Genomic DNA, 22953 nt, shown 5'->3' with positions numbered 1-22953 from the left:
ATATGGGACCGTTGGCATCATTGCAGGTCGTTGAGTTTTCGGGGCTGGGTCCTGCGCCTCTGGCGGGCCAATTGCTTGCTGATCTTGGAGCGCAGGTCATCACCGTTGACCGCAAGGCCGCGCCTGCCGATCCTACCGACATCAACAGACGCGGAAAGCGTTCTGTCGTGCTGAACCTCAAAACCAAACAAGGGGTGGAGGCTGCCCACCGTCTGATCGCGGCCAGTGATGTGCTCATTGAGGGGTTCCGTCCCAGTGTGATGGAGCGATTGGGGCTTGGGCCCAATGATTGCTCCGATAAGCTGATTTATGCACGCATGACGGGCTGGGGTCAGGAGGGGCCGCTCTCCCAAACTGCGGGACATGATATTAATTATCTCGCGCTTACGGGTGCATTGCACGCGATGGGAGATGCGGACCGCGCCCCTGTGCCGCCTCTTAATTTAGTGGCGGATTATGGCGGTGGAACGATGTTCCTGCTGCTTGGTATCCTGAGTGCAGTGATTGAACGCGGGGTTTCGGGCAAAGGCCAAGTAGTCGACGCTGCGATGGTGGATGGCGTGCCTGCAATGATGGGGCTGATCCATGCAATGCTTGCGCAAGGGAAATGGAGCGAGAGGCGCGGTGCAAACTGGTTGGATGGCGGTGCGCCGTTTTATCGATGCTACACGTGCGCTTGCGGAGGCTACCTTTCGGTTGGGGCATTAGAGCCACAGTTTCATGCGCTATTGTTGGAAAAAGCGGATCTGCCCAAGTCCCATCAAGATAGTCAGAATGACGTTTCAGAATGGCCCGAGAGGCGCATTGGCTATGCAGACGCGTTTGCCCGCAAGACCCGCGATGAATGGGCTGCGATCTTTGATGGAACTGATGCTTGTGTCGCACCCGTTCTGACATTCTCGGAGGCACAATTTCACTCCCATATGGCCGCACGCGAAACGTTCATAGCACCTGCCGGTGTGGTCCAAGCAGCACCTGCGCCCCGTTTTAGTCGTACAGTTACAGCGCATCCGTCTGCACCGACTGGTATCGGTGGGGACACTGACGATATCTTGGAAATGCTGGGTTATGATACAGCTGAACGACAGGCGATGGGGCGACAAAACTAGCAACTGTATCCTTAAGTTGACGTCGCAAATAATGGTGTCACTTACCCTGACCAGACGCTATATGTGGCGTCATGTCTGATGCTGCTGAGTTCTCGCGTGGCCCTCTGGAAGGGCTGATTATCTGCCCTGTCTGCGATGCGACGTATCAGTTGCAACGCCCCAAAAATGGCGAGCGTGCGGTATGCACGCGGTGTCATAAAGTGCTTATCGCGCCCCGCGCAAAAGCGGGTATGCAAATCATTGCAGTGTCGATTGCCGTTGTGGTGTTGATTATCGCAGCAAGTGTGTTTCCGTTCTTGAAGATTTCGGCAGGGGGCCGCAGCAATGCTGTCTCGATCCTTGATGCCGCGCTTACCTTTACCGAGGGGCCGATGCTGGTACTGGCGTTGTTGACGGCGGGATTTATCATTTTCGTGCCGCTGTTGCGGATGCTGTTGACACTGTATGTGCTGGTGCCTGTGGTGCTGGACCGTCCTCCGGCAGAGCATGCAATCGCAGCGTTTCGGTTTTCCGAAGCGCTCAAGCCATGGTCGATGGCAGAGATTTTTGCACTGGGTTGTGCGGTGGCATTGGTAAAAGTAGCGGATTTGGCCACTGTAGATTTTGGGCCTGCGTTCTGGATGTTTGGTGTCTTGGTGGTGCTGGTCATCGTGCAAGACGGTTATATGTGTAAGTGGTCGGTATGGAACTCGTTGGAACACCCAAAAAGACGGTAACGGCCCGCGCGGCTGGTCTTGTGGCGTGTACACGCTGCGCACGTGCTTGGCCGCTGGAGACAGAGGTATGTGGGCGCTGTGGAGCCAAGCTGATCTCGCGAGATGTGAATAGCCTGCAAAGGGTATGGGCGCTGTGGCTGGTTGGGCTGATGTGTTATGTTCCGGCCAATCTTTATCCCATGCTGCGCACGCAGCAGTTGTTCTCGGTGGATGAGAGCACGATTATCGGCGGCGCGGTTGAACTTGCCCAGCATGGCGCATTCGGCATTGCGACAATCATTCTCGTGGCCTCTGTTGTGATCCCGTTGGGCAAATTCTGGGCTATTGCCTTTCTCGCGCTCAGCGTGCGGGAAAAGGGGGGCTATGCCTCGCGGCACCGTCTGCTGATGTACGAAGTGGTTGAATACATCGGACGCTGGTCAATGATTGATATCTTTGTGGTTGCCATTCTGTCTGCCCTTGTGCAACTCCAAGGGCTAGCGTCTATAACACCGGGGCCAGCTGCGTTCTTTTTTGCTCTGTCCGTGATTTTTACAATGTTGTCTGCTCAATCCTTTGATCCTCGCATGATTTGGGATGCACAGGCTGACACCGACGAGGCATCTGGCAATGGTTGAGACACCGCCCAAAGTTGAAATCGAGAAAACCCGCAAGCGCGGCTTCTCCGCGATTGCGTTGGTTTGGATTATACCGGTGCTCGCACTGTTTGTGGCCTTTGGCGTAGCTTGGCAGTCGTATAACGCACGGGGGCCCGTCATCGTCGTGACGTTCACTGACGGTTCGGGCATCGCTGCGGGTGAAACAAAGCTCAAGTATCGCGATATCGAAGTTGGCGAAGTGGAAGAGGTTGGCTTCAGTGAAGGATTGGGTGAAGTCGAGGTCCATATTCGGCTGAAAAAGGACATTGCGGAATATGTCGACGAAAGTTCGGTTTTTTGGATCATTCAACCTGAAGTGACAGCGCAGGGGATTAGTGGCCTTAGCACAGTGCTAAGCGGTGTCTATATTGAAGGTTCATGGGACAATGAGATCGGCACCGCATCAACGCGGTTCAAAGGGTCCGATGTCGCACCACTGATCAAACCTGGTGATAGTGGTTTGCAGATTGCATTTCGCACGACGACCAACGGTTCTCTTACCGACAACGCCCCCATCATGTTTCGCGGCATCCAAGTGGGACAGGTCGGACGTGCCCAGATTGCCCGCAGTGGCGCTTTTGCGATTACCGAAGGGCTTATTTATGAGGAACACCGCCATTTGGTGAACTCTTCTACGCGGTTCTGGGAAACTTCTGGATTTACAGTTTCTATCGGACCAACAGGTGCCGATATCGACTTTTCATCATTGGCCACGCTTGTGGGCGGAGGTATTACTTTTGACACCTTTGTGTCAGGGGGGGATGACGCCCGCGATGGCGAAGTGTTCGAGGTGTTCGAGGACAAAGAGACGGCGCGCAATAGCCTATTCACAACTTCTGAAGTCGATCCATTGAAACTGAGCATCATTTTTGACGAAAACGTATCTGGCCTGACAGTTGATGCGCCAGTAGAGCTGAGCGGTTTTCGCATCGGGTCTGTCGAGAGCCTGTCTGGTATTGTCGACTTTAACCAGTTTGGCGACAGCCGTGTGCGCCTGAATGTCATTATCTCGATTCAACCTGCCCGCCTTGGCCTGCCCGGTGACGTGAGTGCCGCCGCTGCGCTTACATTGATACAGGACCGTGTTGTGAACGGATTGCGGGCCCGCCTTGCTTCGGCCAGTTTGCTGACGGGAGGCCTTAAGGTCGAACTTGTTGAAGTTGAAGACGCACCCTTGGCCCGTTTGACACAGACCGGACTCGATCTCCCGATTATGCCGACCACGAAGAGCGAAACCTCGGATGCGGCCGCTACTGTAGAGGGTGTGTTCACCCGTATAAATAACTTACCGATTGAGGAGCTTCTCAACAGCGCAATCAATGTGATGAACTCTGCCGAGACGCTTATGTCCAATGGTGATCTGCAAAAGGTTCCTGGCGATGTGAGCACGCTGCTGAGTGATATTTCAAATATTGTCACATCTGAAGATGTGAAGAATATCCCCGTCGCTCTTAATGCGACGCTGACCCGCGTTGAGGGCCTTGTCGCCGAGTTGGAGCGGCAGCGGATAGCCGAAGTATTGGGTAAAACACTGACATCAGCGTCTGAAGCTGCCGATGCGGTTACTTCTTCTGTTGCAGGTGTGCCGGAACTGGTCGCTGAAATACAGACAGTTGCGGCCAAAGCGGCAACGCTGGAATTCGATGTATTGATTAAAGAGCTGACCTCGCTGACCTCCTCTGCGGAGGCTTTGGTGAGTAGCCCGGAGACTGCACAGCTACCCGTCGCTCTTGCTGGTGCGCTGGATCAGTTGAACGCCACGCTCAAGGAATTGCGTGAAGGCGGCGCGGTGCAAAATGTGAACCAGACCCTTGCCTCGGCCCGCACGGCCGCGGACAGCATTGCGGTCTCTGCACGTGATTTACCACAGGTGATTACACGTCTGAACGGGCTGTTTGCACAAGCGGGCCGAACCATAGAAGGCTTTAACCAAGGGGACGAGCTGAGCCGCTCTGCCCAGTCCGCATTGCGCGACATTCAACAAGCTGCCAAAGCGTTGGAAAAACTTGCGCGTACGATTGAGCGAAACCCTAATTCTCTGCTGTTGGGAAGATAATATGAAACTGATGAAATCCTTTGCCGCCGCTGCCGCGTTGGCTTTGTTGGCCGCTTGTGGTGCACCCGAGAGTATTGTGGTGCAGTCTCCTGCCATTACGGAGACCGTGCGCATCGGTTTTAAATCGGTTGAGGTAAAGGACGTTTCTTTGCCTAGCTATGCAGCCGCAGACGAGATTGCCCAACAGGCGCCAGATGGCACGCTCATTACGTCGAAGGTCCTGTGGGCGGATGCACCCGAGCGTGCTATTGGCCTTGAGTTGAGCCGCAACCTTGCACGTCTCACGAAACGGCGTGTCGCGTCCGAGCCGTGGCCGTTTGAAGAAGATGCCGCCGCAACCCTTGATGTGCGCTTTTCGGATCTGATTGCAGGGACTGACGGGACATACCGCGCGACGGGCCAGTATTTTGTGGGTGTCTACGAGGGGCGTGAGCGTTCTGGTGTGTTCGATCTGGCAGTCGCCTATGATCCCAAGGGTGGACCAGCCGCGATTGCACGCGCACGCGGCCAGCTGATCCTTGATCTGGCGAAATATCTGGCGGCCAAGGGTCTCCGCTAAGGCGCTCCCTTGCACGCGGGGCCTATGCGCCCTACATCGCTGTCATGGCTCAGGTAAAATCATCATCTAAATCCGACCCCAACTATAAGGTCATTGCAGAAAACCGCCGTGCACGGTTTGATTATGCGATCGAGGAGGATGTCGAATGTGGCATCATGCTTGAGGGGTCCGAAGTTAAATCCCTGCGTATGGGCGGCTCTAATATTGCCGAGAGTTATGCCGCAGTTGAAGATGGTGAGCTTTGGCTCGTGAACAGCTACATCGCGCCCTATAAGCAGGCCAAGACTTTCGGCCACGAAGAGCGCCGCCGCCGAAAGCTGCTGGTGAGCCGTAAACAGCTTGCCCATATGTGGAATGAGACCCAGCGCAAGGGAATGACTCTTGTACCGCTGGTGATGTATTTCAACCATCGCGGTATGGCCAAGATCAAGATTGGCATCGCCAAGGGTAAAAAGCTGCACGACAAGCGTGAAGATGCAGCCAAGCGGGACTGGTCACGCCAGAAGTCCCGTCTGCTGAAAGATCACGGATAGCATCTGCGCCGCTTGTTCTTGATCTGGTAGGCGACACCCTTTCTCAAAAGAAATCACCAAGGCAATATCTCTTGTGCGACATATGCTTGCTCCGATTCGTCTGTCGGAGTAGTCAGGAAGCGTACCGAAAAGGGGCTGCTATGATTGATGATCCAAAAACACTTGTATCGACCGACTGGTTGGCAAAGCATCTGAAGGATCCTGATCTGCGTATTCTGGATGCCTCATGGTATCTTCCCGCAGAGGAGCGTGATCCGAAGGCCGAGTATACTGCCGCCCATATCCCCGGCGCACGTTTCTTTGACATAGACGAGATTTCCGACGCGCGGTCAGAACTGCCGCATATGGCCCCCCCGATTGAAAAGTTTATGTCACGGATGCGGGCAATGGGTGTGGGCGATGGTCATCAGGTTATCGTCTATGACGGTGCGGGCATTATGTCGGCGCCCCGTGTTTGGTGGCTGTTCAAGCTGATGGGCCAAGAGAATGTTGCCGTGCTTGATGGTGGCCTACCGAAATGGCTGGCCGAGGAACGCCCGACCGAAGATATGCCGCCGATTGCACGCGATCGTCACATGACAGTGCGCTTTCAGAACCATCTTGTGCGCGATGTTACTCAAGTAGCCCACGCGTCAAAGTTGGGAACACCCCAGATTGTCGATGCACGTGCTGCGGCGCGGTTCCGTGGCGAAGCACCCGAGCCACGCGAAGGTCTGCGTGCAGGCCACATCCCCAAATCACGTAATGTACCTTTTGGAACGCTCTTGAATGAGGACCAGACGATGAAGTCGGTGGAGGACACACGCGCCGTGTTTGAAGCGGCGGGAGTTGATCTGGGCAAGCCGATCGTTACCTCCTGCGGTTCGGGCGTTACTGCCGCCGTTTTGGCGCTGGCATTGGAGCGTATGGGCCACAGTGAGTGGTCTCTTTATGATGGATCTTGGGCGGAATGGGGGATGTTCCCTACTGTCTCAGTCGCGACCGGAGAAGCGTGATGTTCGAAACTCTAAAGCAGCAACCAGCCGATAAAATTCTGGCCCTTGTCCAGATGTACCGCGACGATCCGCGCGATACCAAAGTCGACCTTGGCGTTGGCGTCTATAAAGATGCCACTGGCCTGACCCCGATTATGCGTGCTGTAAAAGCGGCGGAGCATCAGTTATGGGAAGTGCAGGACACGAAGGTCTATACGGGTCTAGCTGGTGATCCTGCCTTTGCTGACGCCATGATCAAGCTGGTGCTGGGCGATGCAGTGCCGCGCGGCAATGTAGCGGCCGCCGCTACACCCGGCGGGACAGGTGCAGTGCGTCAGGCGTTTGAGCTGATCCAGATGGCCCGCCCGGATGCACGGGTGTTTGTGTCTGATCCGACATGGCCCAACCATTTGTCGATGCTGGCCTATCTTGGGATGGAGATGGTCCCCTACCGCTATTTTGATGATGAGACGCGGGGCGTTGATTTTGACGGTCTGATCGCTGATCTCAAGACTGCGAAAAAGGGTGATGTTGTCCTACTGCATGGCTGCTGTCACAATCCGACGGGTGCTAATTTGAACAGCGCGGAGTGGGATGCTGTGATCGAAGTGTTGCTGGCGACAGGTGCCACCCCGATGATCGACATTGCTTATCAGGGATTTGGTGACGGTCTAGAAGAAGACGCAGCGGCGACGCGAAAAGTCGCAGCAGCAGTGCCAGAGTGCATTATTGCGGCCAGCTGTTCCAAGAATTTTGGTATCTACCGTGAGCGGACGGGTCTTTTGATGGCGATCAGCGCGGATACAAGTGCGCAGGCGCTGAACCAAGGCACGTTGGCGTATCTGAATCGCCAGAATTTCAGTTTCCCGCCTGACCATGGTGCGCGTCTTGTGACGATGATCCTTAGCGATGATGCGTTACGGGCCGATTGGCAGGCTGAACTTGAGGAAGTGCGCCAGTCGATGTTGGGTCTGCGCAGCCAGCTTGCGGCGGAACTTCAGCGCTTGTCCGGTTCTGACCGCTTCGGTTTTCTTGCGCAACATCGCGGTATGTTTTCGCGTCTCGGCACCACGCCGCAGATGGTGGAAAAACTGCGGGTTGAACACGGGATTTACATGGTGGGTGACAGCCGCATGAACATCGCGGGCCTGAATGCTCAGACCGTACCGATCCTTGCCAAAGCGATCATCGACGCAGGCATATAAAACAGCCCACCTCTGGAACAACAAAAAGCCCCGCATCGAACGATGCGGGGCTTTCTGTTTTCGGCTGTCTGATACGGCGCTTGGAGGGAGGAGGCCAAGCGCCGTGCAGTGCCTTAGCCGCGGGTGAACTCAGGGTACGCTTCCATACCCAGCTCCGAGGTGTCGAGACCCATGATCTCGGCTTCTTCGCTGACACGGATGCCGACAGTCGCCTTGAGGATGAACCAGAGGATGCCTGCTGCGACGAAGGTGAACACGCCGTATGCCGCAATACCTGTCAGCTGCACCATGAGGCTCGCATCGCCGTTGTAGAACACCACCGCGATCGTGCCCCAGATACCAGCGAAGAGGTGGACCGGAATGGCACCAACCACGTCGTCGATCTTGAGCTTGTCAAGGAATGGCACCGCGAAGACCACGATCACACCACCGATTGCACCGATCCAGAGCGCACCGAAGAGGGAGGGTGCCAGAGGCTCGGCTGTGATAGAGACCAGACCAGCAAGCGCGCCGTTCAGGACCATGGTGAGGTCGACCTTCTTATAGAGCAGCTGTGTCAGGATCAGGGCCGCGACAGAACCGGAGGCGGCTGCCATGTTGGTGTTTGCAAAGATGCGGCCAATGTCTGTGATGTCGCCTACAGTACCCGCAGCAAGCTGTGAGCCACCGTTAAAGCCGAACCACCCCAGCCACAGGATGAACGTACCCAGTGTCGCCAGTGCAAGGTTCGAACCGGGCATCGGGTTAACACGGCCGTCTTTGTATTTGCCAAGGCGGGGTCCGAGGATCAGCGCACCAGCCAGAGCAGCCCAGCCACCAACGGAGTGTACGATTGTGGATCCGGCAAAGTCGCTAAAGCCCATTTCGGACAACCAGCCGCCGCCCCACTGCCATGAGCCGGAAATCGGGTAGAGGAAACCAGTCAAGACAAGCACGAAGACAAGGAAGGGCCACAGCTTGATACGCTCAGCCAGCGCACCTGATACGATGGACGCTGTCGCGGCGACAAACATTAGCTGGAAGAAGAAGTCAGACGCCACAGAGGCGTAGTCAAGTGATGCATCTGCTGCTGTAAGGCCCACAGGCTCCAGCACGGTGGGAACAAAATTGAAGGCGAAGTAGCCGTTGAAATCACCCGGATACATCAGGTTGAAGCCGACAAGCCAGTACATGATCGAGGCAAGGGAGAAGAGTGCTATATTTTTGGTCAGCTGTGTGGTGACGTTCTTGGACCGCACAAGGCCCGCCTCCAGCATGGCAAAGCCTGCTGCCATCCAAAATACCAGAAAACCGCCCACAAGGAACAGTAGGGTGGTCATCAGGTAGGGGCCGATTTCATCAAAGCTCGGGGCGGCGGCATCTTGTGCCAGTGCCAGCGTCGGCAGCATCGCGGCGCCAAGGCTGAGCGGGATTAGATATTTCTTGTTCATCAGTGTCATCCTTGAATTTAAATAGCGTCTTCGCCGGTCTCGCCTGTGCGTACGCGCACGGCTTGCTCGACATCGAGGACAAAGATTTTGCCGTCGCCGATTTTGCCTGTGTGGGCGGTTTTGGTTATGACTTCGACCATCTGGTCGGCGACACTGTCGGCCACCACCAGCTCAAGTTTCACCTTGGGCACAAAGTTTACGACGTATTCTGCACCGCGGTAAATTTCTGTATGGCCGGACTGTGCGCCGAACCCTTTGATTTCTGTAACCATCAAACCGCGCACGCCCGCTTCGGTCAGCGCTTCGCGGACCTCTTCGAGCTTGAACGGTTTAATTGTGGCAATGATGAGCTTCATCTGATTGTCCCTCTTGAAATGCAGGAATCCCTGCTTGATGTAGCGACAGGAAAGAGGATGGGATCGCCTGGAGGGAAGAGCAGGAAGGCCTAGATGGTCACTTTGTGGCGGACATGCGCCTAATTTTTAATCGATATCGTGAATTGGCTTAAAAATTGTGCAATAATATGAGTGCGAGGAAGTGATCAAGTGCTAAACAATCGGTATGAAGAGGGTTATGGTGCGAAGAAACAGCAGGCGAGCAGGCCCGAATAAATGAGTGATAAACCAACGCGGAAGCGTCCATTGGTGGCGGAAAATCGGTATCGCAAGGGTGCAAAGCCAGCAGCCTCAAAGCAGATAGCGAAGCCGAGAACCAAAGCGAAACGGGCTCGTAAACCTACGCGGCCCCGTCGCGGTGGCGTGATGGGTTTCTTCAGCGCGATTGCCCGCTGGTTCCTGCGTCTCATCTGGGTGATCACATCTCGCTCTGTGTTGGTTGGTTTTGCCGTTCTTGCGGTGGTCGTCGGATATTTCGTAACCACTTTGCCGCCCGTCGAGGACCTGTTGGATGGACGGGCGAATGGCTCCGTGACGATGTTGGACTATAAGGGTGATGTGTTTGCGTGGCGCGGGGACCAGTTTGGCGGCGCAGTGCGGGCAAGTGGCGTGTCTCCTCACCTCAAGAATGCCGTTATCGCGACCGAGGATAAGCGGTTTTACAAACACTTTGGTTTGAGCCCGCGCGGCATCGCATCCGCAGTACGCATCAACCTGAGCGAAGGGCGTGGCCCGTTGTCGGGGCATGGCGGCTCCACGATTACCCAGCAGACGGCCAAATTGCTGTGCCTGGGAGAGCCGTTTGATCCTACCGCAGGCCAAACTGAGGCGGAGTATGAACGTGAATGCCGCCGTGGCTCCATCAAGCGTAAGGCGAAGGAAGCCGTTTATGCGATGGCGATGGAGGCAAAGTATTCCAAAAACGATATCCTCTCCATCTATTTGAACCGCGCGTATATGGGCGGCGGTGCCTATGGTGCAGAGGCGGCCTCGCAACGGTTTTTTGGAAAATCAGCAGCCGACGTTGATCCCGCCGAGGCGGCGACCATCGCGGGTCTGCTCACGGCGCCGAGTACACTTTCGCCGACATCAAATCTTGAACGTTCGCGCAACCGTGCGGCAACGGTCCTGCGCCTGATGAACGAGCAGGGGTATTTGACGGATGAGCAAGTGGAAAAGGCGATGGCCAATCCCGCAACCCTGTCCGAAGCTGCAGAAGCACGAGCAGGCGGTTATTTCGCTGACTGGGTTATGTCCACAGGGCCAGAGTTCTTTACCCGCAAGACAACAGAAGACGTGATTATCCGCACTACACTCGACCAGCGTATGCAGCAGGCGGCAGTGGACGGTTTGAATTGGGTCTTTGACAACAAGGTACGCGAAGGATCAAAAGCGCAGGCTGCGATTGTAGTGATGAGTGCGGATGGTGCGGTGCGCGCGATGGTTGGTGGACGCAAGACCAAGGTGTCGGGCGCATTTAACCGTGCGACCCAAGCACTGCGGCAAACGGGATCAGCATTCAAACCTTTCGTTTATGCGGCAGCACTCGATCTGGGTTACTCGCCCAATGATCTGGTGGACGACAGCCCGTATTGCCTTAACATTCCAGGATCGGGAGAGTGGTGCCCCCGCAACTACACAAACCGCTTTTCCGGTCAGACCACGATGACCAACGCGCTGGCGCAATCGCTGAACATTCCTGCGGTCAAGATATCCGAGTCTGTTGGCCGTGAGACTGTCAGCACCGTTGCCTCGCAATTCGGGATCAAGAATGATCTTGCGGCAGGTCCTGCGCTTGCACTTGGTGCGTCTGAGAGCACTCTTATAGAAATGACAGGCGCATTTGCTGGCATCCTGAACGGCGGCTCCTCTGTAACACCCTATGGATTGATTGACCTGCGCTTGCGGGGCGATTCAGAGGCCTTGATGGGCAGTGGCGGCGGAATCGGTGAACGCGTTATCCAAGAGAACGCTGCGGGTCAGCTTATCTATATGATGGAGAAAGTCGTCTCTGAAGGGACGGGTCAGCGTGCTCAATTCGGAGGCCGTCAATTGGCGGGTAAGACGGGCACTACATCCGCAGCAAAAGACGCGTGGTTTATCGGCTTTTCAGCCGACTACGTCGCAGGTGTCTGGATGGGATATGATGATAATACGCCCCTCAAAGGGGTGACTGGTGGCGGTTTGCCAACCGAGATTTGGCGCGAAGCGATGAAACGGGTGCATGAGGGCGTTCCGGTGAAACCGCTGCCGATGGTGTTGCCGGCCCCTGCGCGGGTTCTCTTTGAGGGTGACGTCAACGAGGTTGCTCCGTTGCCAGATACAAATCTTGGACCTGTTTCCGCGGCGCCGCGCCCGACCAATATTATTGATCAGGTTCTTCAGGATATTTTTGGTGGAGGGGGTGAGGGTAGCTCAGCTCCTGCACCACGCGCGGGAGATCGGTGATGTGGATTTTTTATACGTGCTTTTAAAGTAATGAGTGCTTTAGTTGACTTTGGGCTTCGGCTGACGTGATTACGCGTTAACATGTGATAACGCAAGGAGCCGATAGCGGCTTTGGAAGGAGAAAAATGCAGACCGATATTGTCAAGCGCGGCCGTGCAGAACTACAACAGATACGCAAGCGCAGTCGTGGATTGTATTGGACGGTGGGGCTGTTTTCAGCTTTTGCAAACCTGCTGATGCTGACTGGCCCACTCTATATGTTGCAGGTTTATGACCGTGTTTTAGGGTCAGGCAGTCAGGAAACACTGGTAGCTCTGTCTCTGCTCGTTGTGTTTTTATACGGTGTAATGGGCATCCTTGACTACACCCGCGGAAGAATCATGGCGCGTGTTGGGGCACGGTTTCAGGATGATCTGGACCGACGGGTGTTTGACGCTGTTGTGCGCAAATCGGCAGTGGCTCCTGATGCAAAGACAAATGCAGGCCTCGCCGATCTAGAGGCCGTGCAGCGCACGATTACGTCACCAGTGCTCATGGCAGCATTTGACCTGCCGTGGACGCCGATTTTCTTTGCAGGCATTTTTGTTTTTCACGTCTATCTGGGGTACCTTGCGCTCGCGGGTGGGGCCGTGCTGGTCGTGATCGCGATAGCGAACCAGTATTTGTCACGCGGCGCACAGGCGCGTGCGGCGGTTGCAGGCCAACAGGCAGGCGGCATGGCAGATCAAATTCGGACCGAAGCCGAGATGGTGCAGGCCATGGGCATGCGCGACGCGGCCTTCACCCGCTGGCAAAAGGCACGTACCGAAGCACTTGAGGGTCAGGTGACAGCTGCAGACGTAGGGGGCACATTTACGTCCATGACCAAGACCATTCGCCTGTTTTTACAATCTGCGATGCTGGGGATGGGTGCGTATCTGGTGTTACAGAATGAATTGACGCCTGGTGCGATGATCGCTGGCTCTATCCTGTTGGGGCGCGCCCTTGCGCCTGTCGAAATGGGGTTGAACCAATGGCCGGTTGTGCAACGGGGTATGACGGGCTGGGCAAACCTTGCAGAGCTGTTGGGCGTTGTCGCAGTAGAGGGGCAGCGCACTGAGCTGCCAAAACCCCGTGCGATGCTGGTTGCAAAAAACCTTACTGTGGTCCCGCCCGGGGAAAAACAGGCATCGCTCAAGTCGGTTTCGTTCAAAGTTGAACCAGGACAGGCCGTTGGTGTGATTGGTCCTTCCGGTGCGGGTAAGTCAACACTGGCACGAACTCTTACGGGGGTTTGGCGTCCTGCGGGGGGCTCTGTTCGGCTTGATGGCGCAAGTCTTGAGCATTACGGCTCCGAGGTACTAGGCCGCTACATCGGATATCTGCCGCAGCGGGTCTCGCTGTTCGATGGCACAATCGCGCAGAACATCGCGCGTTTGGCCGATACGCCCGATGATGAAAAGGTTGTCGCTGCTGCAAAAATGGCTGCTGCTCATGAGATGATTCTCGAACTGCCGGACGGCTATGACACGATGATCAATGCGGGGCAGGTCCGCCTTTCAGGGGGGCAAATGCAGCGGATTGGTCTTGCACGTGCCCTTTATTACGATCCAGTGATACTGGTGCTGGATGAGCCGAATTCCAACCTCGACAATGTAGGTTCTGAAGCGCTCAATCGTGCTATTCGCGCGATGAAAGCCTCTGGGCGTTCGGTTTTAATTATGGCGCATCGGCCTGCGGCCATTCAGGAGTGTGATACTTTGCTGGTGCTCGATAACGGGATGTGTGTGGCCTTTGGCCCCAAGGACGAAGTGCTCAAAGGAATGGTCAAAAACCACAAAGAAATCCAAAACGCGCCCAAGGGCACAGGAGGCGTGACATGAGCAAAGCAAACAAATGGAGCGCATGGCGCCCCGTCCTTATCGGATTTATTGGTGTTGTGATATTGTTCGGCGGGTTCGGCACATGGTCCGTCACGTCCAACATTGCAGGTGCGATTATCGCCTCGGGCCGCATCGAAGTGGACCGCAACAGACAGGTCGTTCAGCATAACACAGGTGGCACAATATCCGATATCTTGGTCGATGAGGGTGATCTGGTTAAGGCGGGGGACCTGTTGTTGCAGCTTGATCCGCAAGAAGCACAATCAGAACTGACATTGATTGAGGGTCAATTGTTTGAACTTATGGCACGTCGTGGCCGTCTAGAGGCGCAGCGCGATGAGGTTGCCGAAATCAGTTTTCCCGAAGAGCTGAAAGCTGCTGGGCAGACTAACCCTGACGCCAAAGAGTTGATGGACGGTCAGAGCAATCTGTTTTTTGCGCGCCGCGACAGTGTCGCACGCGAGATTGAGCAACTTGGCAAACAACGCAACCAGATTGAGGAGCAGATCAAGGGCATCGGTGCACAAGAGGATGCACTTAGCACGCAGTTGGGCCTGATTGAGCAGCAACTAGCCAGCCAACAAAGCCTGTTGGATCAAGGGCTGGCGCAGGTGTCTACTGTGTTGGGACTTCAACGCGAGAAAGCCCGTCTTTCGGGTGAAATCGGCCGTTTGGTTGCATCCCGCGCGCAAGCAGAAGGACGTATCACCGAGATTGAGATCATTGGTCTAAAACTTGGTACATCGGGTCGCGAAGAAGCGATTTCCCAACTGCGCGAAATTCGCTATCGAGAGCTGTCATTGGTTGAGCAGCGGCGTGCACTTTTGGCGATGATCGATAGGCTGGATATCCGCGCCCCTGTTTCGGGCATCGTTTATTCGATGCAAGTCACCACGCCGCGTTCGGTTATTCGGGCGGCAGAGCCCCTGATGTTTTTGGTGCCACAGGACCGTCCGCTGGTGATTGCAGCACAAGTGTTGCCGACCAATATCGACGAAATTTCGGTAGGTCAGGAAGTAAACTTGCGTCTGTCCTCAATGGATCAACGCACAACACCAGAACTCAAAGGGCGTGTTATGCTCATTTCGGCTGATGCGATTGATGACCCAAACACAGGTGCGCGGTATTTCAGAGCCGAGATCACACTCTCTCCCGGAGAGGTCGAGCGGCTTCCTGAGGGTACCCAACTGTTGCCAGGTATGCCTGTTGATGCGTTCATCAAGACTGGGGATCGCTCTCCATTGACGTATCTGCTCAAGCCTGTGACCGACTATTTTGTGAAGTCTTGGCGCGAAAGCTAACTGAAGGCCTTTCGTGTGAGAACCAAGGGCGCTAGCGTCTGGAAAACCAACATTTAAGAGGACACGACACTATGAGCATTGCAAAACGCCTGACCGACCAAGGGATCACTCTGCCAGACGCATCTGCGCCTGCGGCCAATTATGTGCCATTTGTTCAGGTCGGGAACACGCTCTATGTCTCGGGTCAGATTTCGCGCACCGATGATGGTCTGATCACTGGCATTTTGGGCGATAACATGAGCGTTGAAGAGGGTGCTGCCGCTGCACGCACCTGTGCGCTCCAACTGCTTACTCAGGTTCGTGCTGCCTGTGGCGGTGATATTGACCGCCTTGTGCGCGTGGTCAAATTAACAGGATTTGTAAACTCGACCAAGGATTTCACCGACCAGCCCAAGGTGATCAACGGCTGCTCCGATTTTCTGGTTGAGGCCTTGGGGGATGCAGGCCGTCATGCACGTTCTGCCGTATCTGCAGGTGCTTTGCCTTTGGGCGTTGCAGTCGAAATCGAAGGTATCTTCGAGATCGCATGACATTTTCCCAATTGCCGCCCAGCTTTGCGCGCCTTCCGTTCGCGCATCGCGCCTTGCATGATGTCACAGACGGGCGACCCGAGAACTCCCGCGCAGCCATCCGCGCAGCGATTGCAGCAGGCTATGGCATCGAGATTGATGTGCAGTTGAGCGGTGACGGGGCTGCGATGGTGTTTCACGACTATCACCTTGAGCGCCTTACCGATGTTCAGGGTGCGGTGCAGCTCCTAACGGCAGATGCTCTGAAATCCACGCCGCTGCGCGGTGGAAATGAAGGCATTCCGGATCTAGCGGAGGTCCTTGAGATTGTCTCGGGACAAGTGCCGCTCCTCATCGAGCTAAAGGATCAAGATGGCGCAATGGGGCCAAAAGTTGGAGCTCTTGAGCGGGCTACAGCGCAGGCACTCGTAGGATATGAGGGTGATGTGGCCGTCATGTCTTTTAACCCGCATGCCGTGGCTACTATGCAGGTGCTGGCGCCGGATCTTCCGCGCGGGCTAACGACTTCCGCCTACCGCCCCGAAGACTGGCCGTTGTCGGAGGAGGTCTGTGCAGTGCTTCGGGGTATCCCTGATTACGACCGTGTGGGAGCATCATTTATAAGTCACGAAGTGAGCGATCTGGAGAGTGCACGCGTTGCGGAGCTCAAGAAAGCAGGCGCTGTGATAAACTGCTGGACGGTGCGCAGTGCTGAGCAAGAAGTACAAGCGCGTCGCGTCGCTGATACAATCACGTTCGATGGCTATCTCGCGGTACCAAACGCTTGAACATCGCGGCTTGCGTGCCACCTTTAGCACTCAGCCACCGCACAGGGATTGCATGATGAGCGCGCAAGAGGTCGAGATCAGGATCATTGGATCACTGTCCGAAATTGATGCTGTGGATTGGGATGCTTGTGCTTGTCCCGAAGCAATTGATGGCGCGCGGCCCAATGACCCGTTTACAACTCATCGCTTTCTCAAAGCGATGGAGGACAGTGGCAGTGTGGGTGCAGGTACGGGTTGGCAGCCGCAATACCTCACGGCACAAATCGAGGGGCAGATCATCGGGGTCGCACCGCTCTATGCCAAGTCGCATAGTCAGGGCGAGTATATCTTTGATCACGCCTGGGCTAATGCCTATGAGCGGGCAGGCGGGCGCTATTACCCGAAACTTCAGATTGCTGTGCCGCATACTCCTGCCACGGGACGCAGGTTCCTGACACGAACGGGGTTTGAAGAAGTGGCGTTCGATGCGCTGGTCCAAGGGGCGGTGCAACTCACCGAGAGTAATAATCTCAGCTCGCTCAACGTGACATTTTGCACAGCTGAGGAAGCGCAGCGGGCCGAAGGGCTTGGCCTCATGCCCCGCAAGAGCCAGCAGTTCCATTGGCGCAACGACGGCTATGCAGATTTTGATGAGTTCCTTGCCAGCCTCAGTTCACGCAAGCGCAAGAACATGCGTAAAGAACGTACCACAGCGCAGGGGTTCGGCGGCACGATTCAAACCTTTACTGGAAACGAGATTCTGCCGGAGCATTGGGATGCCTTCTGGATATTCTATCAGGATACCGGCATGCGCAAATGGGGTACACCTTATCTGACCCGTTCTTTCTTCGACATTGCTCAAGAGACACTGCGAAACGATATGGCACTCGTGCTGGCCGAGCGGGACGGTCGCTGGGTCGCTGGGGCATTGAACTTTATCGGGGCTGACGCGTTGTACGGAAGATATTGGGGCTGCACAGAGCATCACTCCTGCCTGCACTTCGAGCTGTGCTATTACCAAGCGATTGATATCGCGATAGCGATGGGCCTCGGCGCGGTTGAAGCGGGTGCGCAAGGCGAGCACAAACTGGCGCGGGGATACTTGCCAACGCCGACATGGTCGCTCCACTGGATGCGCGATGGGGGGTTTGCACGTGCTGTGGGCGACTATCTGGAAGCAGAGCGCGCCGCAGTGGACGAAGAAATTGAAATACTGACGGACTATGGTCCGTTCAAAAAGACAAAGATTGAGGAACAGGAATGACAGAGAAACTTAGCGAAGAGACACGCGGCCCGTTGTTGGATCCGTTGTTGCAAAACGGATGGGAAATGGCTGAGGGGCGAGATGCCATCGTCAAAACCTTCAAATTTGATGATTTTGCGCATGCTTTTGGCTGGATGACCTCGGCTGCGATCTGGGCTGAGAAGTGGAACCACCATCCCGAATGGTTAAACGTCTATAACAAAGTCACAGTCACGCTGACGACGCATGATGTTGACGGCCTCAGTACCCTTGACGCAAAGCTCGCGCGCAAAATGGACGGGCTCTGAAGATATGGAAACGATCAATAATCTGATGAATGCCGAAATTTGGCAAGGAAAGTCATTGTCTGATCTGCTTACGCTGGAATTTCTCGCCTCTGCGGCGGGGTCCCTGCTGGGTGCTGTTGTAATTCTTTTTATCGGCTGGACGCTATCAGCGTGGATGCAACGCCGGATCATTAAGCTCAGCAAAAAGAACAAGCACCTCGACAATATGCTGTTCGAGTTTCTAGCCTCGATTGTACGTTATATCATCATGGGCTTTACCGTCCTGTTTGTTCTCAACACCTTCGGCGTTCAAACGACATCTGTCGTGGCAATCATCGGTGCGGCTGGTCTGGCAATCGGTCTAGCGCTTCAGGGGACCCTTTCCAACGTCGCGGCGGGGGTCATGCTCATCTTGTTTCGTCCGATCAAAATTGGTGATTTCGTCGAAGTTGCCGACGAGATGGGGACTGTCAAAGCAATCAATCTGAATTTTACCGAACTTTCAGACACGAGCAATGTGCAGGTCATCGTGCCAAACGCCAAGGTTTGGGGCAATATTATAACAAACTACTCCACGAATGATACACGACGTGCCGAATGGAAATTTGGCGTCGGCTATGGTGCCAATCTCAAGGACGCCGAGGAGATCATTCGCAATACGGTAATGTCCGACTCCCGCTCCCATGCGGAGCCGGAGCCGTTTGTGCAGGTCACAAACCTCGGCGATAGTTCTGTCGATTTCTTGGTGCGGGTCTGGTGTGACGCATCGGTATACTTTGCTTACCGTGCCGACATGACCCGAAAGGTCAAAGAGGCCTTGGACGCGGGCGGCGTAGATATTCCGTTCCCTACACGAACAATGGTTCAGGCAAAAACCAGCTAGGTAATAGTGCGCATAAGAGCACAGGGGGCCGCATCATGTGCGGCCCCCTTATTTGAATTACATGCTGGCGAGGAGGCCTTCGCCACCGGACACTTCGCAAACGCCCGGGTTTTCTTCCTCTTGTAAAAGAGTAACCTTGCCGTCATCTACCAGCATCGCATAGCGCTTGGAGCGTGCAACGAGGCCAGCGGGCGCTGCGTCAAAATCCATGCCTATGGCCTTTGTGAACTCGGAGCTGGCGTCGCCGAGCATGGTAATGCCCGCAGCCGTCGCACCTGTGGCTTCGCCCCATGCCTGCATCACAAAGGGATCGTTGCAGGAAATGCAGATGATCTCGTCCACGCCTTTTGCATCGAATTGGTCCTTGGTGCGCACAAAGCTGGGCACATGGGCAGAATGACATGTGGGCGTAAATGCACCTGGCACGGCGAATACGACGACTTTACGGCCTTTGGTCAGGTCGCTGATCTTGACGGGAGCGGGACCTTCTGCACCCATCTTGACCAGTGTCGCGTCGGGAAGAGTATCGCCTTGGGAAATTGGCATGGTGTCACCTTTCATGTGATTGTGTTTAGCCTTATCCCAGATATAGGGTCATCGCACAGTCGGGGCCAGTGCATCAGGGAGATTTACCATGCGCCATATCGTTGTGATCGGAGCAGGGCAGGCGGGATCTTCCTGCGTGGCTAAGCTGCGCAATGGCGGGTTTGACGGGAAAATCACTTTGATCGGGGCCGAGGCACACCCCCCCTACCAGCGCCCACCCTTGTCCAAGGCCTATCTGATGGGGGAAATGGCTCTGGAGCGATTGTTCCTGCGGCCAGAGGCATTTTATGCCGAGCAGAATATCGATCTGCGCCTTGGTGCAACTGTCTCTGCGATTGATCCCGGTGCACAGCAGATTGCTTTAGGGGATGAGGTTATTTCATATGATGATCTGGTGTTGACGACTGGCTCTACACCTCACCATCTGCCCGCTGCGATTGGTGGTGCATTGGAGGGCGTTCATGTCGTGCGTGGATTGGCAGATGTGGATGCAATGGCACCGCGTTTCAAGGCAGGTGCGCGAGTACTGATTGTCGGCGGCGGCTACATCGGTTTGGAGGCGGCATCGGTCGCGGCCAAGCTGGGGCTTGAAGTGACGCTGGTCGAAATGGCCCCGCGCATCTTGCAGCGTGTTGCGGCACCCGAGACGTCTGATTTCTTCCGCGCCCTGCATCAACGCAACGGCGTGATGCTGCGCGAAGGTGTCGGGCTTGAGCGTTTAGCAGGCGAGGGCGCTGTCAGCAGTGCTGTGTTGACCGATGGTACCACGCTGAACGTTGATTTTGTAATTGTTGGTGTCGGTATAGCACCTGCAACGTCATTGGCAGAGGCGGCGGGCGTTGCCCTCGACAACGGTATCGCGGTGGACAGCTTGGGGCGCACAAATGTTCCGCACATCTGGGCTGCTGGTGATTGCACCTCTTTCCCCTACCGCGGCGGGCGCATACGGTTGGAGAGTGTGCCGAACGCGATTGAGCAGGCCGAAGTGGTCGCCGAGAACCTGATGGGGGCGCAGAAGGAATACCATGCGAAGCCGTGGTTCTGGTCGGATCAGTATAACGTGAAGCTTCAGATCGCGGGCCTGAATACGGGGTATGACCGTGTCGTGACGCGGGGGGCCGCACCGGGGCCGGTGTCGTTCTGGTACTACCGTGGCGAGACATTGCTGGCGGTGGATGCAGCCAATGACCCGCGCGGGTATATGATTGGTAAGCGATTGATTGAGGGCAGTAAATCTCCTGCGCCAGATGTGATTGCCAATCCAGAGACCGATATGAAGGCGCTGCTGTCCGCGTGAGGATTATCTCGGGGGCATATCGCGGAACGGTTCTGGCAGATGTCGGAAAGGGAGATATGGACGCGCATTTGCGCCCCACCTCTGACCGTGTTCGAGAGAGCCTGTTTTCCATGCTGACCCATCTGAGTGTGATCCGTGGTGCACGGGTGTTGGATTTGTTTGCGGGGACTGGTGCGCTGGGGCTTGAGGCGCTGTCGCGGGGCGCACAACATGTTGTTTTTGTTGAAAATGGGCGCGTGGCGCAAAAATTGATTGCCCAAAATATCGAGAAGTTGCATGCCAAGGATGCGACGACATTGATGCGCAACGACGCGACGCAATTGGGCGCTTGGCCTATGGCGCCGTTTGATCTGGTTTTCCTTGATCCGCCCTATGGCAAGGGGATGGGGCAGAGCGCCCTTGCCGCTGCGCATGGGGGCGGTTGGCTGGCGCAGGGTGCAGTGGTGGTCTGGGAAGAGAATGCGGCGATGCACGCGCCTGCGGGGTTCACGCGGCTGGACCGCCGCAAATATGGCGATACGCATGTGACGCTGCTCAAGCTGGATTAGTGGGGGGTGCCATGCGTACACCTGCTGTACACCCCCTGTACACCGTTCAGGCACCCATCGCGGATCAGTAGGTCGGGTGGAATTTACCCGCAGGTGAGAGGGTGAAAATCTCGTAACCTGTCTCGGTCACACCGATGGAATGCTCAAACTGCGCTGACAGGGATTTGTCGCGGGTCACGGCAGTCCAGTCGTCGGCAAGCGTCTTTGTCTCGGCGCGGCCAAGGTTCACCATCGGTTCAATGGTAAAGAACATGCCCGGTTCCAATACAGATTTTGTGCCTGCCTTACCGTAGTGCAGGACGTTTGGCGGTGCATGGAAAACGCGGCCAAGACCGTGACCGCAGAAGTCAGTTACAACGGACATGCGGTGCCCTTCTACGAAGGTCTGGATCGCGTGGCCGATGTCGCCAAAGGTATTGCCCGGTTTGACCATCTCAATGCCCTTCATCAGAGCCTCATGGGTGACTTCAATCAAGCGTTCAGGCTTGCGGGCAAGTTTTCCCGCCACATACATGCGGGATGTGTCGCCAAACCATCCATCGACAATCACGGTCACATCGATGTTGAGGATGTCGCCATCCTTCAGCTTTTTATCACCTGGAATGCCGTGGCAAACGACGTGGTTTACGGAAATGCAGCTTGCATGCTGATAGCCTTTATAGCCGATAGTCGCGGATTTTGCGCCTGCGGTGTTCACCTTTTCTTCGATGATGCGGTCAAGCTCGGCAGTGGTTTGGCCCACGGTCACATGCTCGGCGATTTCATCGAGGATGGTTGCTGCGAGGCGCCCTGCGGCGTGCATGCCAGCGAAATCGGCAGCCTCATGGATGCGAATGCCGTCCTTAGTTGTGCGACCTTTGTGAATATCTGTCACGGCTCTCTCCATCCTTGTGTTGGGGGTGTTTAACGCGATGGACGGCCAAGGGCCAGAGGGGCGGCGATGGTAATCCCTTGGGGTGTGATGTGGGTGCCGATGCAGATGGTTTCAACGCCTGCTTTTGTGGCTTCCGCGTGGGCAGCGGCATACTTTGGATCAATATCGGCGGCGATGTCGACGTGGGTGCAATCGGTGCGCTGTACCAGATAGAGCAACACAGCGCGGTGGCCCATACGTGCGACTTCGGCCAGATCATGCATATGTTTGGTGCCACGTGCGGTCACGCTATCTGGGAATTCCGCCAGCGCAGGCGTGCGGCAGAGCGTGACCGACTTCACCTCAACATAGGCATTTGGCAACCCGTCTTTGGTCAGCAGGAAATCCACGCGGGAGTTTTCGCCATATTTCACTTCGGGTCGTACATTTGTGTAAGCGGCCAGCGCCTCAATCTCACCAGCCTCCAGCGCTGTGCGCAACACACGGTTGGGCAAGGAGGTGTCGACGCCAGTAAGGTGACCGTTTTCATGATCAACCAACCTGAGTCCGTATTTCAGCTTTTTCTTAGGGTCATCATTTGGCTCAAGCCAAACTTTTGTGCCCGCCTCGGCCAGTCCCATCATGGAGCCAGGGTTAGCGCAGTGGGCAACGATTTCGCTTCCGTCCTCCAGCGTACAGTCGGCCAGAAACCGTTTGTAGCGGCGGATAAGGCGGGCGGGGACAAGATCGGTTTGAAAGCGCATGATGGTGGGCCTATACCTTTGAGGGAACAG

General features: G+C 55.7%; 23 protein-coding genes. 18 read left to right on the top strand and 5 right to left on the bottom strand.

Translation table 11 applies throughout. The annotated features are described in order from the left end of the window. Positions 1 to 2 precede the first annotated feature (2 nt). The 8 genes from Q0775_RS06495 to Q0775_RS06460 all read left to right on the top strand — a co-directional run bounded on the left by Q0775_RS06495 (position 3) and on the right by Q0775_RS06460 (position 7790). Positions 3 to 1109, top strand: a complete 1107-nt coding sequence (locus Q0775_RS06495; protein ID WP_298858567.1) for a CaiB/BaiF CoA-transferase family protein — start codon at positions 3 to 5, stop codon at positions 1107 to 1109. Positions 1110 to 1180: 71 nt separating this feature from the next. Continuing rightward, a complete protein-coding gene (locus tag Q0775_RS06490) occupies positions 1181 to 1825 on the top strand; it encodes a paraquat-inducible protein A (protein WP_298858566.1) in 645 nt (214 codons plus the stop codon). Then, positions 1792 to 2442: a paraquat-inducible protein A gene (locus Q0775_RS06485; protein WP_298858565.1), complete on the top strand. Its 651-nt coding sequence runs from the start codon at positions 1792 to 1794 to the stop codon at positions 2440 to 2442. Before Q0775_RS06490 ends, Q0775_RS06485 begins: the two co-directional genes overlap by 34 nt. Next, on the top strand, positions 2435 to 4519 hold the full coding sequence (locus tag Q0775_RS06480; RefSeq protein ID WP_298858564.1) for an MlaD family protein: 2085 nt from the start codon (positions 2435 to 2437) through the stop codon (positions 4517 to 4519). The genes Q0775_RS06485 and Q0775_RS06480 overlap by 8 nt, the downstream gene beginning before the upstream one ends. 1 nt (position 4520) lies before the next feature. Next, positions 4521 to 5078, top strand: coding sequence for an ABC-type transport auxiliary lipoprotein family protein (locus Q0775_RS06475; protein ID WP_298858563.1), 558 nt, complete (start codon positions 4521 to 4523; stop codon positions 5076 to 5078). 44 nt (positions 5079 to 5122) lie between these two features. Then, positions 5123 to 5611, top strand: coding sequence for an SsrA-binding protein SmpB (gene smpB, locus Q0775_RS06470; protein ID WP_298858562.1), 489 nt, complete (start codon positions 5123 to 5125; stop codon positions 5609 to 5611). Between the two features lie 140 nt (positions 5612 to 5751). After that, positions 5752 to 6606, top strand: coding sequence for a 3-mercaptopyruvate sulfurtransferase (sseA, locus tag Q0775_RS06465; RefSeq protein WP_298858560.1), 855 nt, complete (start codon positions 5752 to 5754; stop codon positions 6604 to 6606). Next, positions 6606 to 7790, top strand: coding sequence for an amino acid aminotransferase (locus Q0775_RS06460; protein ID WP_298858558.1), 1185 nt, complete (start codon positions 6606 to 6608; stop codon positions 7788 to 7790). The genes sseA and Q0775_RS06460 overlap by 1 nt, the downstream gene beginning before the upstream one ends. Positions 7791 to 7903: 113 nt before the next feature. Here the strand turns inward: Q0775_RS06460 and Q0775_RS06455 are convergent, their stop codons facing one another. Next, positions 7904 to 9229, bottom strand: coding sequence for an ammonium transporter (locus Q0775_RS06455; protein ID WP_298858556.1), 1326 nt, complete (start codon positions 9227 to 9229; stop codon positions 7904 to 7906). A gap of 8 nt (positions 9230 to 9237) precedes the next feature. Next, a complete protein-coding gene (locus tag Q0775_RS06450; protein WP_298858554.1) occupies positions 9238 to 9576 on the bottom strand; it encodes a P-II family nitrogen regulator in 339 nt (112 codons plus the stop codon). A gap of 255 nt (positions 9577 to 9831) precedes the next feature. Here Q0775_RS06450 and Q0775_RS06445 point away from each other — a divergent pair, with 255 nt between their 5' ends. The 8 genes from Q0775_RS06445 to Q0775_RS06410 all read left to right on the top strand — a co-directional run bounded on the left by Q0775_RS06445 (position 9832) and on the right by Q0775_RS06410 (position 18915). Then, positions 9832 to 12063 (top strand): transglycosylase domain-containing protein, encoded by a 2232-nt coding sequence (locus Q0775_RS06445; protein ID WP_298858552.1) that lies wholly within the window; start codon positions 9832 to 9834, stop codon positions 12061 to 12063. A 125-nt stretch (positions 12064 to 12188) separates the two neighbouring features. Beyond that, positions 12189 to 13925, top strand: coding sequence for a type I secretion system permease/ATPase (locus tag Q0775_RS06440; RefSeq protein ID WP_298858550.1), 1737 nt, complete (start codon positions 12189 to 12191; stop codon positions 13923 to 13925). Continuing rightward, positions 13922 to 15226, top strand: a complete 1305-nt coding sequence (locus tag Q0775_RS06435) for an HlyD family type I secretion periplasmic adaptor subunit (RefSeq protein ID WP_298858548.1) — start codon at positions 13922 to 13924, stop codon at positions 15224 to 15226. The genes Q0775_RS06440 and Q0775_RS06435 overlap by 4 nt, the downstream gene beginning before the upstream one ends. A gap of 71 nt (positions 15227 to 15297) precedes the next feature. Beyond that, the gene (locus tag Q0775_RS06430; RefSeq protein WP_298858546.1) at positions 15298 to 15756 is read left to right on the top strand and encodes a RidA family protein; all 459 of its coding nucleotides are present in this window, start codon (positions 15298 to 15300) and stop codon (positions 15754 to 15756) included. Further along, positions 15753 to 16523 carry a glycerophosphodiester phosphodiesterase family protein gene (locus tag Q0775_RS06425; protein ID WP_298858544.1) on the top strand — a complete coding sequence of 257 codons (771 nt, stop codon included), beginning with the start codon at positions 15753 to 15755 and terminating at the stop codon, positions 16521 to 16523. The genes Q0775_RS06430 and Q0775_RS06425 overlap by 4 nt, the downstream gene beginning before the upstream one ends. Before the next feature lie 55 nt (positions 16524 to 16578). Further along, positions 16579 to 17766 carry a GNAT family N-acetyltransferase gene (locus Q0775_RS06420; protein WP_298858543.1) on the top strand — a complete coding sequence of 396 codons (1188 nt, stop codon included), beginning with the start codon at positions 16579 to 16581 and terminating at the stop codon, positions 17764 to 17766. Beyond that, positions 17763 to 18053 carry a 4a-hydroxytetrahydrobiopterin dehydratase gene (locus Q0775_RS06415; RefSeq protein WP_298858541.1) on the top strand — a complete coding sequence of 97 codons (291 nt, stop codon included), beginning with the start codon at positions 17763 to 17765 and terminating at the stop codon, positions 18051 to 18053. Before Q0775_RS06420 ends, Q0775_RS06415 begins: the two co-directional genes overlap by 4 nt. Positions 18054 to 18057: 4 nt before the next feature. After that, positions 18058 to 18915, top strand: coding sequence for a mechanosensitive ion channel domain-containing protein (locus Q0775_RS06410; RefSeq protein ID WP_298858539.1), 858 nt, complete (start codon positions 18058 to 18060; stop codon positions 18913 to 18915). 57 nt (positions 18916 to 18972) lie between these two features. On the opposite strand, the gene Q0775_RS06405 is transcribed toward Q0775_RS06410, so the two are convergent. Then, the gene (locus Q0775_RS06405; RefSeq protein ID WP_298858537.1) at positions 18973 to 19461 is read right to left on the bottom strand and encodes a peroxiredoxin; all 489 of its coding nucleotides are present in this window, start codon (positions 19459 to 19461) and stop codon (positions 18973 to 18975) included. An 88-nt stretch (positions 19462 to 19549) separates the two neighbouring features. On the opposite strand from Q0775_RS06405, the gene Q0775_RS06400 reads away from it, so the two are divergent. Both Q0775_RS06400 and rsmD read left to right on the top strand, forming a co-directional pair. Next, complete coding sequence (locus Q0775_RS06400; protein ID WP_298858535.1) at positions 19550 to 20758, top strand: FAD-dependent oxidoreductase; 1209 nt, start codon at positions 19550 to 19552, stop codon at positions 20756 to 20758. Further along, positions 20755 to 21306 (top strand): 16S rRNA (guanine(966)-N(2))-methyltransferase RsmD, encoded by a 552-nt coding sequence (gene rsmD / locus Q0775_RS06395; protein WP_298858533.1) that lies wholly within the window; start codon positions 20755 to 20757, stop codon positions 21304 to 21306. The genes Q0775_RS06400 and rsmD overlap by 4 nt, the downstream gene beginning before the upstream one ends. A gap of 64 nt (positions 21307 to 21370) precedes the next feature. Here rsmD and map read toward each other — a convergent pair whose 3' ends face one another. Both map and sfsA read right to left on the bottom strand, forming a co-directional pair. Then, positions 21371 to 22192 carry a type I methionyl aminopeptidase gene (map, locus tag Q0775_RS06390; protein ID WP_298858531.1) on the bottom strand — a complete coding sequence of 274 codons (822 nt, stop codon included), beginning with the start codon at positions 22190 to 22192 and terminating at the stop codon, positions 21371 to 21373. A gap of 17 nt (positions 22193 to 22209) precedes the next feature. Further along, positions 22210 to 22923, bottom strand: coding sequence for a DNA/RNA nuclease SfsA (gene sfsA / locus Q0775_RS06385; RefSeq protein WP_298858529.1), 714 nt, complete (start codon positions 22921 to 22923; stop codon positions 22210 to 22212). Between the last annotated feature and the right edge of the window lie 30 nt (positions 22924 to 22953).

Origin of the sequence: uncultured Sulfitobacter sp. (assembly GCF_947499945.1) — a bacterium.
In the GTDB taxonomy this organism is placed as follows: Bacteria; Pseudomonadota; Alphaproteobacteria; order Rhodobacterales; family Rhodobacteraceae; genus Sulfitobacter.
This window is presented reverse-complemented; position numbering and strand designations above follow the sequence as displayed.

Bases quoted from the DNA above. Each gene is read 5' to 3' on its own strand.
- Q0775_RS06405 (WP_298858537.1), bottom strand. From the start codon at position 19,461: ATGCCAATTTCCCAAGGCGATACTCTTCCCGACGCGACACTGGTCAAG.
- Q0775_RS06400 (WP_298858535.1), top strand. From the start codon at position 19,550: ATGCGCCATATCGTTGTGATCGGAGCAGGGCAGGCGGGATCTTCCTGC.
- Q0775_RS06425 (WP_298858544.1), top strand. From the start codon at position 15,753: ATGACATTTTCCCAATTGCCGCCCAGCTTTGCGCGCCTTCCGTTCGCG.
- Q0775_RS06475 (WP_298858563.1), top strand. From the start codon at position 4,521: ATGAAACTGATGAAATCCTTTGCCGCCGCTGCCGCGTTGGCTTTGTTG.
- Q0775_RS06455 (WP_298858556.1), bottom strand. From the start codon at position 9,229: ATGACACTGATGAACAAGAAATATCTAATCCCGCTCAGCCTTGGCGCC.
- Q0775_RS06485 (WP_298858565.1), top strand. From the start codon at position 1,792: ATGGAACTCGTTGGAACACCCAAAAAGACGGTAACGGCCCGCGCGGCT.
- Q0775_RS06460 (WP_298858558.1), top strand. From the start codon at position 6,606: ATGTTCGAAACTCTAAAGCAGCAACCAGCCGATAAAATTCTGGCCCTT.
- Q0775_RS06490 (WP_298858566.1), top strand. From the start codon at position 1,181: ATGTCTGATGCTGCTGAGTTCTCGCGTGGCCCTCTGGAAGGGCTGATT.
- smpB (WP_298858562.1), top strand. From the start codon at position 5,123: ATGGCTCAGGTAAAATCATCATCTAAATCCGACCCCAACTATAAGGTC.
- Q0775_RS06415 (WP_298858541.1), top strand. From the start codon at position 17,763: ATGACAGAGAAACTTAGCGAAGAGACACGCGGCCCGTTGTTGGATCCG.
- Q0775_RS06420 (WP_298858543.1), top strand. From the start codon at position 16,579: ATGAGCGCGCAAGAGGTCGAGATCAGGATCATTGGATCACTGTCCGAA.
- Q0775_RS06480 (WP_298858564.1), top strand. From the start codon at position 2,435: ATGGTTGAGACACCGCCCAAAGTTGAAATCGAGAAAACCCGCAAGCGC.
- Q0775_RS06450 (WP_298858554.1), bottom strand. From the start codon at position 9,576: ATGAAGCTCATCATTGCCACAATTAAACCGTTCAAGCTCGAAGAGGTC.
- Q0775_RS06410 (WP_298858539.1), top strand. From the start codon at position 18,058: ATGGAAACGATCAATAATCTGATGAATGCCGAAATTTGGCAAGGAAAG.
- Q0775_RS06495 (WP_298858567.1), top strand. From the start codon at position 3: ATGGGACCGTTGGCATCATTGCAGGTCGTTGAGTTTTCGGGGCTGGGT.
- Q0775_RS06430 (WP_298858546.1), top strand. From the start codon at position 15,298: ATGAGCATTGCAAAACGCCTGACCGACCAAGGGATCACTCTGCCAGAC.
- sseA (WP_298858560.1), top strand. From the start codon at position 5,752: ATGATTGATGATCCAAAAACACTTGTATCGACCGACTGGTTGGCAAAG.
- Q0775_RS06440 (WP_298858550.1), top strand. From the start codon at position 12,189: ATGCAGACCGATATTGTCAAGCGCGGCCGTGCAGAACTACAACAGATA.
- Q0775_RS06445 (WP_298858552.1), top strand. From the start codon at position 9,832: ATGAGTGATAAACCAACGCGGAAGCGTCCATTGGTGGCGGAAAATCGG.
- map (WP_298858531.1), bottom strand. From the start codon at position 22,192: ATGGAGAGAGCCGTGACAGATATTCACAAAGGTCGCACAACTAAGGAC.
- sfsA (WP_298858529.1), bottom strand. From the start codon at position 22,923: ATGCGCTTTCAAACCGATCTTGTCCCCGCCCGCCTTATCCGCCGCTAC.
- Q0775_RS06435 (WP_298858548.1), top strand. From the start codon at position 13,922: ATGAGCAAAGCAAACAAATGGAGCGCATGGCGCCCCGTCCTTATCGGA.